Source organism: Lutimaribacter pacificus (genome assembly GCF_900142185.1).
Lineage (GTDB): Bacteria > Pseudomonadota > Alphaproteobacteria > Rhodobacterales > Rhodobacteraceae > Lutimaribacter > Lutimaribacter pacificus.
The window spans coordinates 58,799-76,102 of sequence record NZ_FQZZ01000001.1 but is presented as its reverse complement, the minus strand read 5'-3'; the positions used below and the strand labels follow the sequence as shown (position 1 = coordinate 76,102).

Here is a 17,304-nt window from a genome sequence, read left to right as displayed (position 1 = left end):
GGCGAACCCGGCTTGCGCCGCCGGATCACACGTCGATGGAGCGCGCGATCAGTTCCTTCATGATCTCGTTCGTGCCGCCATAGATCATCTGCACCCGCGCATCCGCGTAAAGCCGCGCGATGGGGTATTCCATCATGAAGCCATAGCCGCCGAACAGTTGCAGGCATTCATGCATCACCTCGTTCTGCGTCTCGGTGCCCCAGTATTTCGCCATCGACGCGGTGGCAGCATCCAGCGTTCCGGCCTCGGCGCGGGCGATGCAATCGTTGACGAAGGCGCGCAGAACCTCGGCCTTGGTTTTCATCTCGGCCAGCTTGAAGCGGGTGTTCTGGAAATCCATCACCCGCTTGCCGAACGCCTTGCGCTCCTGCACGTAGCGAATTGTCTCGGCCAGCGCGAAGTCGATATTGCCCAGCGCGGTGATCGCGATTGCCAGCCGCTCCCACGGCAATTGCCGCATCAGCTGGTAGAAGCCCTGCCCTTCCTCGGCGCCCAGAAGATTCGTCTGCGGCACCTTCACATCCTCGAAGAACAGCTCGGACGTATCGTTGGCCTTCATCCCCAGCTTTTTCAGGTTGCGGCCCCGGCGAAAGCCCTCGACCTCATCGGTCTCGACCACGATCAGCGACACGCCCTTGGCACCGGCGGTCTTGTCGGTCTTGGCCACCACCACGATCAGGTCGGCGGTCTGGCCGTTGGTGATAAAGGTTTTCGAGCCGTTGATGCGGTAGTGGTTGCCGTCCTTCTCGGCGGTCGTCTTGACCGCCTGCAGGTCCGATCCGCAGCCCGGTTCGGTCATGGCGATGGCGGCCACGCGCTCGCCCGACACGAGGCCCGGCACCCAGCGTTGTTTTTGCTCTTCCGAGCCATAGGTCAGCAGGTAATGCAGCACGATCGACTGGATCGTGTACCCCCAGCCGCAATCGCCCACGGCGCCCTGTTCGTAAATGGCGATTGCATCGAATCCCAGACCGCCGCCGGCACCACCATAAGCCTCGGGCACCGAGCCGCCCATGATCCCCTGCGCGCCCGCCTTTTCCCAGAATGCACGGTCGACCATGCCCTGGTCGATCCACTTTTCGATATTCGGCGCCAGTTCGTCGGCATAAACGCGCGAGACGGCGTCGGCGAACATACGGTGTTCATCCGCGACCCAGCCTGCGGTCGGCGTGAAAAGACCCATCAATTCCTCCCATGATCCGGTTCGGCCACGATCATGGCGAAGGACCGGCGCCCGCGTCCAGTCTGCCGTTGCGTCGCGGGCGGGCATGGGGAACCTTCCGCATGGCGGTTGTAATTTCCGCAACGTCACTTTATCACCGGATGTTGACCCGTGTCCGATTTTGTGGACGGATCACGATACCGCCCCAAGGGGACGGATCGCCCGGTGGAGGACCGGCGCAGCGGGACCGCAACGATCAAGATTGCGGGCCGCAGGAAACAGGGAGGATCGCGGTGGAAGTTCTTCAGCTTCTCATCAGTGGCATGGCCAACGGCTGTGTCTACGGCCTCGTCGCGTTGGGCTTCGTGCTCATCTACAAGGCGACCGAGGCGGTGAATTTCGCGCAGGGCGATTTCATGATGCTGGGCGCCTTCGTGACGCTCGGCCTTGTGAACCCCGAGTTCATGGGCCTCAACTTCTGGGTGGCGCTGCCCATCGTCTTCGTCATCATGGGGGTGTTCGGCTACCTGCTCGACCTCGTGGTGCTGCGGGCGCTGTTCGGGCAGAATCAGGTGGCCGTGATCATCCTGACCATCGCGCTGGGGTTCATCCTGCGGTTCGTCGCCGGCCTGATCTGGGGGCACGAGCCGCTTTCGCTGCATTCGCCGCTGGCGCTGGGCGATCTGCGGATGGGAACGCTGGTGCTGGGCATGGCCGACGTGGCGATCATCATCGTCACCTTCCTGCTGACACTGTTTCTGTGGCAGTTCTTCCAGCGCACCAAGGTCGGACTGGCGATGCAGGCGGCCAGCCAGAACCAGATGGCGGCCTATTACATGGGCATCCCCGTCAAGCGTGTGCAGGGCTTTGTCTGGGCGCTGGCCGGGATCGTCGCCGCCATCGCCGGTATCCTCTACGCCTCGAAGGGTGCGATCGACCCCAATGCCGGTTTCATCGGGATCAAGGCTTTTGCCGCCGCCGTGATCGGCGGTTTCGGCAGCCTGCCCGGTGCGCTGATGGGCGGGCTGATCGTCGGCATCATCGAACCCTTCGCCGCGCGCTACCTGCCTGCCGGCTGGTCGCAGATCGCGCCCTATGCGCTGCTGATCGGCGTACTTCTCTTCCGTCCGCACGGCCTGTTCGCGCAGGTCCGGGTCAAGAAGGTCTGACGCCATGCGCATCCAGTTCAAAACCAGCTACGACCACGATATCCGCCTGTTCAAGGACGGCTGGCAGGCGTTTCTCTACATCGCGCTGCTGGCGCTGATGGTCGTCCTGCCCTGGCTGATCGACGATTTCTTTCTCGGCGAGGCGACCAACGTCCTGATCTGGGCCACCTGCGGGCTGGGCCTGATGCTGCTGACCGGCCAGACCGGGCAGGTCAGCCTTGGCCATTCGGCCTTCATGGCGATGGGCTGCTATGCCTGCGTCCTGCTGATGGAGGCCGGCGTGCCCTTCATCCTGGCCTTCCCGCTGGGCGGGGTCATCACCGGGCTGGTCGGTGCGCTGATCGCCATCCCGGCGCTGAAGCTGCACGGCGTCTACCTGGCGATCGCCACGCTGGCACTGGCGATCCTGACGGACGACCTGATCGTGATGCTGGAGCCCTGGACGGGCGGCGTGGCCGGCAAGTTCGCCCCGGCCATCGAGGTTTTCGGGCTTGAAATCAACCGCTGGTCCAGCCCGGCGGCGTGGTATTACATGGCGCTGATCGTGGTGCTGGTGGTGACGCTGTTTTACCGCAACCTGCTGCGCGCGCCGATGGGCCGGGCCTTTGCCGCCGTGCGCGACAGCGAAATCTCGGCGCAGGCCATGGGCGTCAACATCGCCCGCACCAAGACCATCGCCTTCGGCATCTCGGCCGGGATCACCGGGCTGGGCGGCGCGCTGATGGGGCTGTTCGCCGAGGTGTTCAACAACGAGACCTTCACCTTCATCATCTCGATCCAGCTTCTGATGATGATCGTCGTGGGCGGGCTGGGCTTTATCCACGGGGCGTTCCTGGGCGCCATCGTGATCGCGTTCCTGCCGCAGGTCCTGTCGATTGCGACCGACAGCCTGGGCAGCACCGTGGCGATCCCCGGCCTTGAAACCGGCGTCTTCGGGCTGATCATGATCCTGTTCATCCTGTTCGAGCCGATGGGGCTGTATGGCCGGTGGCTGAAGATCCGCACCTTCCTTGAACTGTTCCCATTCGCGCGGAAGGATATGTTCCGCCGCCAGAAATCCTATCTGAAGACGGAGCGCCTGAGATGAGCCTGCTGACGCTCGATAACGTAACGCTCAGGTTCGGGGGCCTGACGGCCGTGAACAGGCTGAGCATGACGGTCGACGAGGGCGAGGTTTTCGCCCTTGTGGGCCCGAACGGCGCCGGCAAGTCGACGGTGTTCAACCTGATCTCGCGGTTCTATACGCCGGTCGAGGGCCGGATCACCTTCGATGGGACCGACCTGCTGCGGCTTGCGCCCGACGAAGTGCCCAGCCTTGGCATCGCGCGCACCTTCCAGAATATCGAGCTGTTCGACCAGGCGACCGTATTGGACAACCTGCTGGTCGGCCGCCACCGCCATCGCAGGACCACGCTGGTCGAACAGATGCTGCACCTGCCCAGCGTCCGCCGCGAAGAGCGCGCGCACCGCGAGGCCGTGGAAGAGGTGATAGATTTCCTCGACCTGCAACCCTACCGGAACAAGCGGATCGCCGGCCTGCCCTATGGCGTGCGCAAGGTGGTCGAGATGGGCCGCGCGCTGGCATCGAAGCCACGGCTGCTGTTGCTGGACGAACCCGCCTCGGGCCTGTCGGTCGAAGAAACGCAGAACATGCGGTGGTGGATCGACGACATCCGCCGCCAGATGGGGATCACGGTGCTGATGGTGGAACACGACATGGGGTTGGTCAGCAAGGTCTGCGACCGCGTTCTGGCGCTGGCCGATGGTGCGAAACTGGCCGAGGGCACACCGCAGGAGGTGCAGAACCACCCCGCCGTGATCGAGGCCTACCTGGGCACGGGGGACGCGGCATGAGCGACAAGCCCCTTCTGGAAGTCCGCAACCTCGAAACCTTTTACGGGCCGATCATGGCGATCCGCGGCGTCAGCCTCGAAGTGCACAAGGGATCGGTCGTGACGGTCTTGGGCGCGAACGGCGCGGGCAAGACGACGCTGCTGAAAACCATCTCGGGCATCATGGACCCGGAAAAGGGCGAAATCCTGTTCAACGGCAAGCACATCGAGGGATGGGAGCCGCACAAGGTTGTGCGCGCCGGCATCGTGCATGTGCCCGAGGGTCGCGAGGTGTTTCCGCTCCTGACGGTCGAGGAAAACCTGAACCTCGGCGCCTATACCCGCAACGACCGCGCGGCCATCGCCCGGGACAAGGAACTGGTGTTCCAGTATTTCCCGATCCTTGCCGAGCGCCGCCACCAGGAGGCCGGCACGCTGTCGGGCGGCCAGCAGCAGATGCTGGCAATCGGCCGCGGCCTGATGCTGAGCCCCGAGATCATGCTGCTGGACGAACCCAGCCTCGGGCTGTCGCCGCTGCTGGTTCAGGAAATCTTTGGCATCCTGAAGCGTCTCAACAAGGACGAAGGCGTGACCATGATGCTGGTCGAACAGAATGCCAGCGCCGCGCTGAACCTGGCCGACCAGGGCTATGTGATGGAACTGGGCCGGATCGTGATGAGCGGCTCGTCGGCCCGGCTGAAGGAAAGCGAAGACATCAAGAGCTTCTATCTCGGCCATACCGAAGAAGGCGCACGCGGCGAAAAACGCTGGAAGCGCAAGAAAACCTGGAGGTGACGCGATGAACGCCAATGCCGCATCGGACAAGATCACCATCAACGGGGTCGTGTTCAACGCGATCCCCGATACCCGCCCCGTCACCGTCGACGGACAGGACACCATCGTCAAGCTGCTTGCCGCGCGCTGCAAGGAGCTGGGCGAGCGCACGGCGCACCGGGAAAAGGATTTCGGCATCTGGAGAGCCTATTCCTGGAACGATTACTGGACCCACGCGAAATGGATCGGCATGGCCCTGCGCAAACTGGGGCTGAAACGCGGGGAGTGCGTGTCGATCCTGTCGGAAGACCGCAAGGAATGGGCCTATTTCGATCTCGGGATACAGGCCGTGGGCGGCATCGCCTCGGGGGTCTACACCACCGACAGCGCCACGCAACTGTCCTATCTGCTGCAGGACAGCGACTCGCGCTTCCTGATCGTCGAGAACGAGGAGCAGCTCGACAAGTTCCTGGAAATCGAGGGCGAGGCGCCCGGGGTTCTCAAGGTTATCATCCTCGAAGACGAGGGGCTGCACGACCTGGACCACGACCGCTGCATCTTCATCGACGAGCTGTACCGGATAGGCAAGGAGGCCGACGCCGCCGAACCCGGCACCTTCGAGGCCGAGGTCGAAAAATCCCGACCCGAGGATACCGCCCTGCTGATCTATACCTCGGGCACCACGGGGATGCCCAAGGGCGCGATGCTGTCGAACGAAAACATCATGTCGGCGATCACTGCGGGCGCGCATGGTCTGCCTGCCAAGCCCGAGGACGAGCAGCTTTGCTTTCTGCCGCTCTGCCACATCCTTGAACGCGACGTGTCGATCTATTTCCCGCTCGCCGCGAAATGCACGGTGAACTTCGCCGAAAGCCCCGAAACCGTGTTCGACAACCTGCAAGAGGTCAGCCCGATGACCTTTACCGCGGTGCCGCGGGTGTGGGAAAAGATCTATTCCCGCGTGCTGATCCTGGCGCAGGAAAGCACCTGGATCGGCCGCAGCGCGTTCCACATGGCGCTGAAGGCGGGGCAGAAACGCACCAGGGCATTGATGGAAACCGGCAGCGTGCCCGCCGGCACGGCGCTGAATTTCTGGCTGTGGGATCAACTGGTGCTCAAGAACCTGCGCCGGATGCTGGGCTTCGACCGGATGCGCCGGGGCGGCACGGGGGCGGCGCCGATCTCGCCCGAGTTGCTGAAATGGTACTGGTCGATCGGCGTGCCGCTGGTCGAAGGGTACGGCATGACCGAAACCGCCGGGATCGCAACGATCAACACGCCGGACGAGAACAAGGTCGGCACCATCGGCAAACCCGTGCCCGGAGTCGAGGTCCGCATCGCCGAGGATGGCGAAATCCAGACCAAGGGGCTGAACAATTTCCAGGGCTACTGGCGCAACAACGAAAAGACGGCCGAAACCTATACCGACGACGGTTGGCTGCGCACCGGCGATGTCGGCCGGATCGACGGTGACGGCTATGTCACCATCACCGGGCGGCTCAAGGACATCATCATCACCGCCGGCGGCAAGAACATCACGCCCGCCGAGATCGAAAGCCGCCTGAAATTCAGCCATTACATCAACGACGCGGTCATCATCGGCGACAAGCGCAAATACCTGACCGCGCTGATCATGATCGACCAGGAGAATGTCGAGAAATACGCCCAGGACATGAAGGTGCCGTTTTCCGACTTCGCCTCGCTCTGCCGCGCGGCCGAGGTGCAGGACCTGATCCGCGCCGAGGTCGAGCAGGTGAACCGCGAATTCGCCCGCGTCGAGCAGATCAAGGATTTCCGCCTGATCGACGTGCTGCTGACGGCCGAGGACGAGGAACTGACGCCGACGATGAAACTGCGCCGCAGCTTCGTGGAAAAACGCCACAAGCCCTTGATTGATGATATGTATTGACCAGGCCCCGCAACACGGGGCGAGACCTAGGGAGGAAAGACCAAGATGAAAACCCTCATGAAATCCGTGCTGGGCGGTGCGCTCGCGCTGGGGATGACCCAGGCGGCCTTTGCCCAAACCCAGGGTGTCACCGACAGCGAGATCGTGATCGGGTCGGTCAACGACCTGTCCGGCATCTTCGCCGCCGTGGGTGTGCCCGCGGTCAACGGCGCCAACCTCAAGATCAAGGAAGTGAACGAGGCTGGCGGCGTGCATGGTCGCCAGATCCGCTTTGTCGTCGAGGACCATGCCTACCAACTGCCCAAGGCGGCGCAGGGCTATAACAAGCTGGTGAACCGCGACAAGGTCTTTGCGATGATGCTGAGCCTCGGCACGCCGCACAACCTGGCCGGTTTCAAAATCCTCGATCCCAAGGGCATCCCGAACCTCAACCCGCTGTCGGCCGCGCGCGAGATGCTGTCGGAGCCGATCGACAACAAGTATACCGGCTTTGCCAGCTACTACGACCAGACCATCGCCGGCATCAAGTACCTGAACGAACAGTTCGGCCACACCAATGTCTGCGCGATGTACCTGCCCACCGATTTCGGCATCGAAATCTCGGCCGCCGCCAAGGAAAGCACCGGCGACCTGGGCACCACCTTCGTGTCCGAGACCACCCACAAGCCGGATGAGCAGGATTTCGTCGGCGCCGTGCAAAAGCTGCGCAGCGAAAACTGCGAGATCATCGCCCTGGCGCTGGGTGTGCGGGCGGGCATCACCGTCGTCGGCACCGCCAAGCAGCTTGGCTGGACCGAGGCCAAGTTCCTCAACACCTCGGCCGGTTTCCTTGAGCCGGTGGCCGCCGTGCCGAACGGCGTGACCGACGGGCTTTACGCCGCGGCCGGCTGGGTGGACCTGGCCGCGCGTGCCACCGATCCGGTGCCCGCCGCCTTCATCAAGGCCTACGAAGAGGAATACGGCCAGCCCGCCGGTGGCTTTGCCATGCTGGGCTATAACGCCGCCGAAACGCTGGTGAAGGCGCTGGAGGCCGCCGGGCCGGACCTGACCCATGAAAGCTTCCAGCAGGGTATGGAATCGGTCGATTACTATTCCGACCTGCTCGACACGCAACTGACCTATGGCCCGGGCGATCACCAGGGCGCGAACGAGATCACGATCTCGATCGTCGAAGGCGGCAAGTGGAAGCTTCTGGCCCGCCAGTAAGGGCATATCGGCATCACATGGAAAAGGGGCGCCCCGGCGCCCCTTTTTTCATGCCACCCCCGGATTGTGGCGGCCCCGGTCCGGGAAATGGCGATCCCACGAGGACTCGAACCCCGAACCTGCTGATTAGAAGTCAGCTGCTCTATCCAGTTGAGCTATGGGACCGCTGGTGCCTTATTTGCGCAGCCAAGCCCCCAAACGCAAGCGGGAATCCGGGTTAGGGGGCGCCGGTCCGCCAACCGCCCGGCCGGCCCCTTTACCAAGATTGACTTTGCCCCGGGGGGTGCTAGCCTTGGTGCGCAATGATGATGACGCATGTCCATAAGAGCAGGTTCGTCCTGTTTTCCGGTTCGCTTCTGAACCGCCCGCTGCCCCGGGCGGTTCAGGCCATGTGCCGGTAATATCCGTCCGGGGTTCCCTCACACCGAAAGCATCATCATCAGGGCCGTGCCATGTGCATGGCCAGAGGGATTTGACATGCAATCCGACGTTGACAGGTATTGCCATCTGGCAATCGAATTCCAGTACGCGCAGAAGGACCTGCAGGGCCGCATCGACACGCGGATCGAGGCCCTGCGCCCGATCCGCGCGGTTCTCAGCGGCTTCGATTTCTGGCAGTTGCAGGATCACCGGCGGCGATGTGCCCCCGGCGGCAGCGCGCCGCGGCCGCTGCTGGCCGCCTATCTCAGGGCCAAGCTGACCGACGCGGCGATCGCCGATACCCGCCGCGCGCCCGTCCCCTTCGTTGCGGGCGACAGCGAGGTTCTGTGCCGGCTCGACCGGCACGCGCCCTGCCGGCTGCATCTCTATCACTGGACGCCCCCGGAACGGCCGCACCCGGTTTCCGCGGGGTCATGGCTGGGCGCGGCGCTGATCGGCATGGCCGAGGGGCAGGTCGTCAGCCTGCGCGGGCTGCCTGGCGCCCCGGCCGACCGGATCGAGGTTCTGGCCACCACCCCGGCATCATAGCCGGGTCGGTCTTTCCCTCCCTCGTACGTTCCTGCGCAGGGATTTCTTTCATTTCAATAAACGGAGGCCCAGATGGCCCATCCCTACCCCCGGCGCACCCGCGCCGCGCGTCCGGTTATCGCCGAGGCGCAACTCGCCACCCTTGAAGATCTCGCAACCGGGTTCGCCCGCCGAAGCCCCGACCTGTCAGACCGCCTGCTGTCGCGGCTTGCGCGGGCGCGTATCGCCCCGCCCCGGAAGATGCCCGCCGATGTCGTGACCCTGGGCGTCCCGGCGACCTGCCTTGACGAGGAAACCGGCGAAACCCGCGTGCTTACCCTCGTCCCGCCCGCCCAGGCGGATATCGCATCGGGCGCCATATCGGTCATGACCCCGATCGGCGTGGCAATGATCGGCCTGCCCGTCGGCGCACAGGTGCGCTGGCAGACGCGCGACGGCGCCTCGCGCAGCCTGCTGCTTCTGGGGATCGGGGAAACCGCCGGGGTCCTGCCATGACCGGGCGGTCCCGCTGCCCGGTCTGCCGCACACCTCTGCCCCGCGCGGCACGCCGGCGCTGCCCGGCCTGCCGGTCGCAGATCGACCGATCGGACAGGCAGGTCCGGCTCTGCACGGAATGCGGAACGCACCTGCCACGCGCGGCAGGCGTCAGGTGCCCGGGATGCGGCGGGGCGATTGCCCCGCGCTGACCGGGCGTCCGGCGGTTATCAGTGGGTCCACGCCCCGCGCCGGTTGGTCGCGAAATTCTCGCCATAGCCGCCGGGGCGGATATTGGGCTTGCGCGGTTTGGGTTCGACCACGATGGCGTTGATACCGTGCGCCTCGGCGTATTCCAGCGCCGCCTCCTTGGTGGCAAAGCGCAGCCTGACCTGCGTCTGCGTGTCCGAGGACGAGGTCCAGCCCATCAGCGGATCGACCTCGCGCCGCGAGGCGGGCGCATATTCCAGAACCCAGTGCTTGCTTTTCGCGCTGCCGGACTGCATCGCATTGCGGGCGGGTTTGTAGATACGTGCGCGCATTGGATTCCTCTTGCCAGGTTATGCGGCCGTTATCGGCCAAATCACGGAACGGGGCAAGGGCGAACGCAACCCGGCGCGGCGAGGTGGGCAAGGTGCAAACAGTTGCGTGACTACGCCCCGGCCACGGGGAGCGAGGGGTGGGTGGTGCAGCCGATGGCGCAACCAGGCACACTGCTTGCAAGTCAAAGATTAGCAACCCAATTCGAACTCACGCAAGAAATAGATGTTTTTCAGACTTGTGTTTACGCGATGCCGCATGAACCGCACGCGAATAAGCGCCTGTCGGGGCATGACAAACCACGTCCCGCCCCATTTTTCCGCAGGGCCGGGCCATATCGGCTGCACCGGGGTTGAACTGGAACAAAAACAGATCAAATCTGTATCTGCCCTGCCGGAGATTCTCATGCCCTATGCACATTCCGACGCGTCGGAGCCGATCCTGCATTCCCCCGCCCCCGAGGTGAAATCCCGCGAAAAGCTGGAAGGCGGCAAGCGGTTCGTCATGCATAGCGGGTTCGAACCTGCAGGCGATCAGCCCACCGCCATCGTCGAACTGGCCGGCGGCATCGACACCGGCGAACGCGACCAGGTGCTGCTGGGCGCGACCGGCACCGGCAAGACCTTTACGATGGCCAAGGTGATCGAGGAAACCCAGCGCCCCGCCATCATCCTTGCGCCGAACAAGACGCTCGCCGCCCAGCTTTACGGCGAATTCAAGGGGTTCTTCCCGGAAAACGCGGTCGAGTATTTCGTCAGCTATTACGACTATTACCAGCCCGAGGCCTATGTCGCGCGCAGCGACACCTATATCGAGAAGGAATCCCAGATCAACGAACAGATCGACCGGATGCGCCACTCGGCCACGCGGGCGCTGCTGGAACGCGACGACGTGATCATCGTCGCCTCGGTGTCCTGCATTTACGGCATCGGTTCGGTCGAAACCTATGGGGCGATGACGCAGGACCTGCAGGTCGGCAAGGAGTACAACCAGCGCGCGGTGATGGCCGACCTTGTGGCGCAGCAATACCGTCGCAACGACCAGGCGTTCCAGCGCGGTTCGTTCCGCGTGCGTGGCGACAGCCTGGAAATCTGGCCTGCCCACCTTGAAGATCGCGCATGGAAGCTGTCGTTCTTCGGCGAAGAGCTGGAATCCATCACCGAGTTCGACCCGCTGACCGGCGAAAAGGCCGCCACGATGGAGCGCGTGCGCGTCTATGCCAACTCGCATTACGTCACGCCCAAGCCGACGATGCAGCAGGCGATCATCAATATAAAGAAAGAGCTGCGCCAGCGGCTGGATCAGCTTGTGGGCGAGGGCAAGCTGCTCGAGGCGCAGCGGCTGGAGCAACGCACCAATTTCGATCTGGAGATGCTGGAGGCGACCGGCGTCTGCAACGGGATCGAGAACTATTCGCGCTATCTGACCGGGCGCGCACCGGGCGAACCGCCGCCCACGCTGTTCGAATTCATCCCCGATCACGCCATCGTCTTTGCAGACGAAAGCCATGTCAGCGTGCCGCAGATCGGCGGCATGTATCGCGGCGACTACCGGCGCAAGTTCACGCTGGCCGAACACGGGTTCCGCCTGCCTTCCTGCATGGACAACCGCCCGCTGAAGTTCGAGGAATGGGATGCCATGCGCCCGCAATCCATCTTCGTCAGCGCCACCCCCGGCGCGTGGGAGCTGGAGCAGACGGGCGGCGTGTTCACCGAACAGGTGATCCGCCCCACCGGCCTGCTGGACCCGCAGGTGGAAATCCGCCCCGTCGACATGCAGGTCGACGACCTGCTGGACGAGGTGCGCAAGGTTTCCGCCGCCGGCTATCGCACGCTTTGCACCACGCTGACCAAACGCATGGCCGAGGATCTGACCGAATACCTGCACGAACAGGGTATCCGCGTGCGCTACATGCATTCCGATATCGACACGATCGAACGGATCGAAATCCTGCGCGACCTGCGGCTCGGCGCCTTCGACGTGCTGGTGGGCATCAACCTGCTGCGCGAGGGCTTGGATATCCCCGAATGCGGGCTGGTCGCCATTCTGGATGCCGACAAGGAAGGGTTCCTGCGCTCGGAAACCTCGCTGATCCAGACGATCGGGCGGGCCGCGCGCAACGCCGATGGCCGTGTCATCATGTATGCCGATCGCATCACCGGCTCGATGGAACGCGCGATTGCCGAAACCGACCGCCGCCGCGCCAAGCAGATCGCTTATAACGAGGAACACGGGATCACCCCGGAAACCGTCAGGAAGAATGTCGATGACATCCTTGCCGGGCTCTACAAGGGCGATGTGGACATGAACCGCGTCACCGCAAGGATCGACGACAAGCTGCAGGGCTCGAACATGCAGGCGGTGCTGGACGGGCTGCGCGACGACATGCGCAAGGCCGCCGAGAACCTGGAATTCGAAGAGGCCGCCCGCCTGCGCGACGAGATCAAACGGCTGGAAGCAGTCGACCTTGCCATCCACGACGACCCGCTGGCCCGCCAGCAGGCAGTCGAACGCGCCAGCGAAGAGGCGGTGAAATCAAGCGGCCGCTCAACCGCAGGCCGCGCCGGGCAGCGCGGCGGGAACAAGCGGCGGCGGGGGCGGTAAGCCTGTCGTTCAGGTATTTTTCGCCCCGAAATGAAAAACGCGGCCCCCTTCCAGAGGCCGCGCCAAATTCCGTATCGCGGGCGGTTTACGCCAGCTGAAGGTTCGTCGCGCTTTCGCGGCCGTCACGGCCGGATTCCACGTCGAACGTCACTTTCTGGTCGTCCGCCAGGCCGGTCAGGCCCGAACGCTCGACAGCCGAGATGTGAACGAACACGTCTTTGCCGCCCGATTCAGGCTGAATGAAGCCGAAGCCTTTGGTGGCGTTGAACCATTTCACAGTGCCATTGGCCATCTGTATTTTCCTTGTCTGATTACCGCTCGCAACATGCAGCGGCCCGGCGTAGAGGCGTCTGGATCGAAAGACTGCGCGCCGGTGAAGGAAAACAGAAGTCGAAGAGAAGGTCTAAGCACGCGCTCAATGACAGGTCCGCGGGTCATTGGCAAGCACAACCGCGGCGATGCGCGGGAAACAGCACTTTGCACCCGGCGGCTTTGGCGGTCGCACCCGTCCGGCCGAAAAGACCATGCACAGAAACAGCAGGGTGCCTACTGCCCCAGCCCCAACCGCTCCAGATGCGCGACGCTGTCGGGAACGCGGCTGAAGTCGTTGATCTCGACAATCAGATGCGGCTGTGCGCCCAGCTCACCCAGCGCCTTGAAGACACTATGAAAATCTATGCTGCCCTCGCCCAGCACCCAGTGCCGGTCGGCATAGCCGTCGGCATCCTGCAGATGCACATGGCCCAGCATCCCGGCCGCGTCGCGGATGAACCGCTCGACCGGCGGCGCACCGGCGCTGACATGCGCCCATTCGGCATGCCCGGTATCGACCGACAGGCGCAGGGCGGGGCTGTCCGCCGCCCCGACGACCGCACCGCGCAGGGCGGGGTCGGTATCGCGGATATTTTCCAGCACCATTTCGACGCCCACGTCGGCCGCCCGCGTCAGCGCGGGCGCCAGCGTATCGAGAATGGCCGCGACGGATTTTTCACGATCACGCGGCTTGTTGTCCAGGTTATGCGCATCCCACGGATCATAGGGCGAGTGGATCACCATCTGCCGCGCGTCCAGCTTTCCGCAAACGTCCAGCGCCGTATCCAGCCGCGCCTGCACCACAGCGCGAATGTCACGATCCCTGACATCCAGCTCGAACCCCGAAAACGGCCCGTGAATGCCCAGCCGTCCCTTCCACCCCGCCAGCTTTGCCCTGGCCATGTCGATGAAAGGGTCGGGATCTCGCAGGATGTCGGCCATGCAGAACTCGGGCAGCTCGATATCCCGGTCCTTTTCGAAGATCCAGTCACGGTGCCGGTCCAGGTCCAGCACCGTCAACTGCGCACCGATCACCGGCAGATCGCTCATCCAATGGCCCTCATTCGCCGGTGACGGTAAGGCCGAGCATCCGCCAGCCCTGCATCCCGGGACGGTAGTAGTAGATCTTTTCCGCCGGAAACCCGGCCTCGATCATCCGCCGCGCCGCAGCCGGCGATTGCCCGCACCAAGGCCCATTGCAGTAAAGCGCGGCTGACTTGATGTCGTCGCCCTCGCAGATGAACCCCTCGAAATCCGGCTCGCAGCCCAACTCGCCCAGCCGGTCGCCCGCCTCGGTATAGGGCACGTTGACCGCACCGGGGATGGCGCCGGTTTCGAAATCGCGCCGCACCCGCCCGTCGATCACCACCACGTCGGGATCGTTCAGGAACCCAATCAGCTCCAGCTCGCCGATGGGCGTGACGCCCGGCGCGGGAATGATCGGCTGAACGCAGAAATTCGGACAGGGGCGCGAGGTGCGCGCCCATTCGCCGGTGATCTCATGCGCGGGGTCCTGGATGCGTTCGATCACCACCGGCCCGTTGCCGGTCTCGACCGTGACGTTCGGCATGTCCTTGGTGATCGCCACCTCTTCGGCCTGTGCCGTGCCCGCCAGCAATGCCAGCGCAATGACCGCGATACGCATATCCTTCCTCCTCCCGGTGACCATGTCTCCTGCGCCCCAGCCTAGTCCCGCAGGGCGACCCGCGTCAAAGCTTGCCGCCCGAAAAGAAAAACGCGGCCCCGTTTCCGGGACCGCGCCAAATCCGCTGTGGTCTGATCAGACCTCAGGCCAGGGCGATATTCGTCGCGCTTTCGCGACCATCACGGCCGGCTTCCAGGTCGTAGGTGACCTTCTGGTTGTCGGCCAAGCCGGTCAGGCCCGAACGCTCGACAGCCGAGATGTGCACGAACACGTCCTTGCCGCCCGATTCCGGTGCGATAAAGCCGTAGCCCTTGGTGGTGTTGAACCATTTCACAGTGCCGTTGGCCATGTGAGTTTCCTTTCTGTTTTAGTACCGCTCGCGTCATGCAGCGGCTCGGCGAAGTCACGTCTGGATCGAAGACTGTGGCCGGGTCGCGGTAACAGAAAGATCGTAGAGATGGTCTTGCCTCGCCCATATGGCAGATCGGCGCGAAAAATGCAAGCCCCACGCGCAGGGCGGGCAAGGCCCGGCCGGGTGGGATCGTCATAAGAAACAGGGCGCAAACGCCGCGACGCCCCGCCCTGCGCCGGCCATGGGCCTGCCCTAGAAATCGAACAGTTCCGACAGGAAGCTTTCGCGCTTTTTCCTGCGCGGCCGTTCCTCATACCCGCCCCCGCGCGGCGCCGGGGCATCGGCCGTGCTGCGGTCGATGATCTTGTCCAACTCGCCCCGGTCCAGCCAGACGCCCCGGCATTGCGGGCAAAAGTCGATCTCGACCCCCTGCCGTTCGGCGATTTTCAGCGTGGTTCCGTCGATCGGGCATTGCATGGCAGCCTCCTTTGCTTTCCGTGTTGCCCCTGTCAGATGGGGGCGCCCCGGCAGCCCGGCAACCGCATGGACGAAAACGGCCCGCGCGGATCGCTCCGCACGGGCCGGGGCTGCGAAAATCCGCCGCCTTAGCGGGCGAATTTCTTGTACTTCAACCGCTTGGGTTCCAACGCATCGGGGCCGAGGCGGCGTTTCTTGTCCTCCTCGTAATCCTCGAAATTGCCCTCGAACCATTCGACATGCGCCTCGCCCTCGAAGGCAAGGATATGGGTGCAGATTCGGTCAAGGAAGAAACGGTCGTGCGAAATGACCACCGCACAGCCCGCGAAATCCACCAGCGCATCCTCGAGCGCGCGCAGCGTTTCCACGTCCAGGTCGTTCGTCGGTTCGTCGAGAAGCAGCACGTTGCCGCCCGATTTCAGCAGCCGCGCCATGTGCACGCGGTTGCGCTCGCCGCCCGACAGAATGCCCACCTTCTTCTGCTGGTCGCCGCCACGGAAATTGAAGGCCGAGCAATAGGCGCGGCTGTTCACCTCGGCATCGCCCAGCTGGATGATGTCGTTCCCGCCCGAGATCACCTCCCACACCGTCTTGTCGGCGGGCAGCGCGTCGCGGGTCTGGTCGACATAGGACAGCTCGACCGTATCGCCGTATTCAACCGTGCCCTCGTCGGGCTGCTCTTGCCCGGTCAGCATACGAAACAGCGTGGTCTTGCCAGCGCCGTTCGGGCCGATCACGCCGACGATCCCGCCCGGCGGCAGGCTGAAGGACAGGTCCTCGATCAGCAGCTTGTCACCCATCGCCTTTTTCAGGCCATCGACCTCGATCACCTTGCCGCCAAGGCGCTTTCCCGCCGGGATGACGATCTGCGCCCGGGTGATCTTTTCCCGCTCGGACTGGTTGGCCAGGTCGTTATAGGCGTTGATCCGCGCCTTGGATTTCGCCTGCCGCGCCTTCGGGCTGGCGCGCATCCATTCCAGTTCGCGCTCCAGCGTCTTCTGCCGGCTCTTGTCCTCGCGCGCTTCCTGCTGCAGGCGCTTGGCCTTCTGTTCCAGCCAGCTGGAGTAATTGCCTTCGTAGGGAATGCCCCGGCCACGGTCGAGCTCCAGAATCCAGCCGGTGATATCGTCCAGGAAATACCGGTCGTGCGTGACGATCAGGATCGTGCCCTTGTAGTCGATCAGGTGCTGCTGCAGCCAGGCGATGGTTTCCGCGTCCAGGTGGTTGGTCGGTTCGTCCAGCAGCAGCATGTCCGGCGCTTCCAGCAGCAGCTTGCACAGCGCCACGCGGCGCTTTTCCCCGCCCGACAGCCTGGTGACATCCGCATCGTCCGGCGGGCAGCGCAATGCCTCCATCGCCACGTCGATCTGGCTGTCCAGATCCCACAAGTTGTTGCTGTCGATCTCGTCCTGCAACTCGGCCATCTCGTCGGCGGTCTCATCCGAGTAATTCATCGCCAGTTCGTTGAACCGGTCCAGCTTGGCCTTCTTGTCGGCCACGCCCAGCATCACGTTGCCGCGCACGTCAAGCGCCGGGTCCAGTTCCGGCTCCTGCGGCAGATAGCCGACCTTGGCCCCCTGCGCCGACCATGCCTCGCCCTGGAAATCGGTGTCGATGCCGGCCATGATGCGCAGCAGCGTCGATTTACCGGCGCCGTTGACGCCGACGACACCGATCTTCACGCCGGGCAGAAAGTTGAGATGGATGTTCTCAAAGCATTTCTTGCCGCCGGGATAGGTCTTGGAAACCCCCTGCATGTGATAGACGTACTGATAGGATGCCATGGCCCCGTGCTCCTGATGGAATATCGTGTTGCGGCCCCTGATACATAAGCCACGGGGCCGGGGCAATGCGCTGCGGCAGCGCGCGCCCTGCCCTT

The 17,304-nt window shown here is 63.8% G+C and carries 17 protein-coding genes and 1 tRNA gene; 9 read left to right on the top strand and 9 right to left on the bottom strand.

All coding sequences use genetic code 11. The annotated features are described in order from the left end of the window. Positions 1-25: 25 nt before the first annotated feature. The gene (locus F3H87_RS00345; RefSeq protein WP_149787010.1) at positions 26-1,183 is read right to left on the bottom strand and encodes an acyl-CoA dehydrogenase family protein; all 1,158 of its coding nucleotides are present in this window, start codon (positions 1,181-1,183) and stop codon (positions 26-28) included. 272 nt (positions 1,184-1,455) lie between these two features. Between F3H87_RS00345 and F3H87_RS00340 the strand changes: the two genes are divergently transcribed. From F3H87_RS00340 to F3H87_RS00315, 6 genes are read left to right on the top strand one after another with little or no spacing between them, the layout of a single operon-like run. After that, positions 1,456-2,331 carry a branched-chain amino acid ABC transporter permease gene (locus F3H87_RS00340; protein WP_149787011.1) on the top strand — a complete coding sequence of 292 codons (876 nt, stop codon included), beginning with the start codon at positions 1,456-1,458 and terminating at the stop codon, positions 2,329-2,331. 4 nt (positions 2,332-2,335) lie between these two features. Continuing rightward, the gene (locus tag F3H87_RS00335; RefSeq protein ID WP_149787012.1) at positions 2,336-3,418 is read left to right on the top strand and encodes a branched-chain amino acid ABC transporter permease; all 1,083 of its coding nucleotides are present in this window, start codon (positions 2,336-2,338) and stop codon (positions 3,416-3,418) included. After that, positions 3,415-4,185 (top strand): ABC transporter ATP-binding protein, encoded by a 771-nt coding sequence (locus F3H87_RS00330; RefSeq protein WP_149787013.1) that lies wholly within the window; start codon positions 3,415-3,417, stop codon positions 4,183-4,185. The genes F3H87_RS00335 and F3H87_RS00330 overlap by 4 nt, the downstream gene beginning before the upstream one ends. Next, complete coding sequence (locus F3H87_RS00325; protein WP_149787014.1) at positions 4,182-4,958, top strand: ABC transporter ATP-binding protein; 777 nt, start codon at positions 4,182-4,184, stop codon at positions 4,956-4,958. The genes F3H87_RS00330 and F3H87_RS00325 overlap by 4 nt, the downstream gene beginning before the upstream one ends. A gap of 4 nt (positions 4,959-4,962) precedes the next feature. Beyond that, complete coding sequence (locus tag F3H87_RS00320) at positions 4,963-6,846, top strand: AMP-dependent synthetase/ligase (RefSeq protein ID WP_149787015.1); 1,884 nt, start codon at positions 4,963-4,965, stop codon at positions 6,844-6,846. 45 nt (positions 6,847-6,891) lie between these two features. Continuing rightward, positions 6,892-8,052, top strand: a complete 1,161-nt coding sequence (locus F3H87_RS00315) for an ABC transporter substrate-binding protein (protein ID WP_149787016.1) — start codon at positions 6,892-6,894, stop codon at positions 8,050-8,052. Positions 8,053-8,140: 88 nt separating this feature from the next. Here F3H87_RS00315 and F3H87_RS00310 read toward each other — a convergent pair. Then, a tRNA-Arg gene (locus F3H87_RS00310) sits at positions 8,141-8,217 on the bottom strand. A 312-nt stretch (positions 8,218-8,529) separates the two neighbouring features. Between F3H87_RS00310 and F3H87_RS00305 the strand changes: the two genes are divergently transcribed. Beyond that, positions 8,530-9,021 (top strand): hypothetical protein, encoded by a 492-nt coding sequence (locus F3H87_RS00305; RefSeq protein ID WP_149787017.1) that lies wholly within the window; start codon positions 8,530-8,532, stop codon positions 9,019-9,021. A 72-nt stretch (positions 9,022-9,093) separates the two neighbouring features. Beyond that, positions 9,094-9,516: a nucleoside diphosphate kinase regulator gene (gene rnk / locus F3H87_RS00300; protein ID WP_149787018.1), complete on the top strand. Its 423-nt coding sequence runs from the start codon at positions 9,094-9,096 to the stop codon at positions 9,514-9,516. A gap of 209 nt (positions 9,517-9,725) precedes the next feature. Here the strand turns inward: rnk and F3H87_RS00295 are convergent, their stop codons facing one another. After that, the gene (locus tag F3H87_RS00295) at positions 9,726-10,037 is read right to left on the bottom strand and encodes an ETC complex I subunit (protein WP_149787019.1); all 312 of its coding nucleotides are present in this window, start codon (positions 10,035-10,037) and stop codon (positions 9,726-9,728) included. A gap of 403 nt (positions 10,038-10,440) precedes the next feature. Between F3H87_RS00295 and uvrB the strand changes: the two genes are divergently transcribed. Further along, positions 10,441-12,639: an excinuclease ABC subunit UvrB gene (gene uvrB, locus F3H87_RS00290; protein ID WP_149787020.1), complete on the top strand. Its 2,199-nt coding sequence runs from the start codon at positions 10,441-10,443 to the stop codon at positions 12,637-12,639. 85 nt (positions 12,640-12,724) lie between these two features. On the opposite strand, the gene F3H87_RS00285 is transcribed toward uvrB, so the two are convergent. The 6 genes from F3H87_RS00285 to ettA form a co-directional block, all read right to left on the bottom strand. Beyond that, a complete protein-coding gene (locus tag F3H87_RS00285; RefSeq protein ID WP_149787021.1) occupies positions 12,725-12,931 on the bottom strand; it encodes a cold-shock protein in 207 nt (68 codons plus the stop codon). A gap of 254 nt (positions 12,932-13,185) precedes the next feature. Continuing rightward, on the bottom strand, positions 13,186-14,001 hold the full coding sequence (locus F3H87_RS00280) for a sugar phosphate isomerase/epimerase family protein (protein ID WP_149787022.1): 816 nt from the start codon (positions 13,999-14,001) through the stop codon (positions 13,186-13,188). Positions 14,002-14,011: 10 nt separating this feature from the next. Beyond that, complete coding sequence (locus tag F3H87_RS00275; protein ID WP_149787023.1) at positions 14,012-14,596, bottom strand: rhodanese-like domain-containing protein; 585 nt, start codon at positions 14,594-14,596, stop codon at positions 14,012-14,014. Positions 14,597-14,738: 142 nt separating this feature from the next. After that, entirely contained in the window at positions 14,739-14,945 is a 207-nt protein-coding gene (locus tag F3H87_RS00270) for a cold-shock protein (protein ID WP_149787024.1), read from the bottom strand. 255 nt (positions 14,946-15,200) lie between these two features. Then, positions 15,201-15,425: a TFIIB-type zinc ribbon-containing protein gene (locus tag F3H87_RS00265; RefSeq protein ID WP_149787025.1), complete on the bottom strand. Its 225-nt coding sequence runs from the start codon at positions 15,423-15,425 to the stop codon at positions 15,201-15,203. Positions 15,426-15,553: 128 nt separating this feature from the next. Continuing rightward, positions 15,554-17,209 carry an energy-dependent translational throttle protein EttA gene (gene ettA / locus F3H87_RS00260; protein WP_149787026.1) on the bottom strand — a complete coding sequence of 552 codons (1,656 nt, stop codon included), beginning with the start codon at positions 17,207-17,209 and terminating at the stop codon, positions 15,554-15,556. Between the last annotated feature and the right edge of the window lie 95 nt (positions 17,210-17,304).

Excerpts from the sequence above, each read along its gene's own strand:
- F3H87_RS00345 (WP_149787010.1), bottom strand. The coding sequence starts at position 1,183 with ATGGGTCTTTTCACGCCGACCGCAGGCTGGGTCGCGGATGAACACCGT.
- uvrB (WP_149787020.1), top strand. The coding sequence starts at position 10,441 with ATGCCCTATGCACATTCCGACGCGTCGGAGCCGATCCTGCATTCCCCC.
- F3H87_RS00335 (WP_149787012.1), top strand. The coding sequence starts at position 2,336 with ATGCGCATCCAGTTCAAAACCAGCTACGACCACGATATCCGCCTGTTC.
- F3H87_RS00295 (WP_149787019.1), bottom strand. The coding sequence starts at position 10,037 with ATGCGCGCACGTATCTACAAACCCGCCCGCAATGCGATGCAGTCCGGC.
- F3H87_RS00265 (WP_149787025.1), bottom strand. The coding sequence starts at position 15,425 with ATGCAATGCCCGATCGACGGAACCACGCTGAAAATCGCCGAACGGCAG.
- ettA (WP_149787026.1), bottom strand. The coding sequence starts at position 17,209 with ATGGCATCCTATCAGTACGTCTATCACATGCAGGGGGTTTCCAAGACC.
- F3H87_RS00325 (WP_149787014.1), top strand. The coding sequence starts at position 4,182 with ATGAGCGACAAGCCCCTTCTGGAAGTCCGCAACCTCGAAACCTTTTAC.
- F3H87_RS00285 (WP_149787021.1), bottom strand. The coding sequence starts at position 12,931 with ATGGCCAATGGCACTGTGAAATGGTTCAACGCCACCAAAGGCTTCGGC.
- F3H87_RS00275 (WP_149787023.1), bottom strand. The coding sequence starts at position 14,596 with ATGCGTATCGCGGTCATTGCGCTGGCATTGCTGGCGGGCACGGCACAG.
- F3H87_RS00315 (WP_149787016.1), top strand. The coding sequence starts at position 6,892 with ATGAAAACCCTCATGAAATCCGTGCTGGGCGGTGCGCTCGCGCTGGGG.
- F3H87_RS00270 (WP_149787024.1), bottom strand. The coding sequence starts at position 14,945 with ATGGCCAACGGCACTGTGAAATGGTTCAACACCACCAAGGGCTACGGC.
- F3H87_RS00280 (WP_149787022.1), bottom strand. The coding sequence starts at position 14,001 with ATGAGCGATCTGCCGGTGATCGGTGCGCAGTTGACGGTGCTGGACCTG.
- F3H87_RS00305 (WP_149787017.1), top strand. The coding sequence starts at position 8,530 with ATGCAATCCGACGTTGACAGGTATTGCCATCTGGCAATCGAATTCCAG.
- F3H87_RS00320 (WP_149787015.1), top strand. The coding sequence starts at position 4,963 with ATGAACGCCAATGCCGCATCGGACAAGATCACCATCAACGGGGTCGTG.
- F3H87_RS00330 (WP_149787013.1), top strand. The coding sequence starts at position 3,415 with ATGAGCCTGCTGACGCTCGATAACGTAACGCTCAGGTTCGGGGGCCTG.
- rnk (WP_149787018.1), top strand. The coding sequence starts at position 9,094 with ATGGCCCATCCCTACCCCCGGCGCACCCGCGCCGCGCGTCCGGTTATC.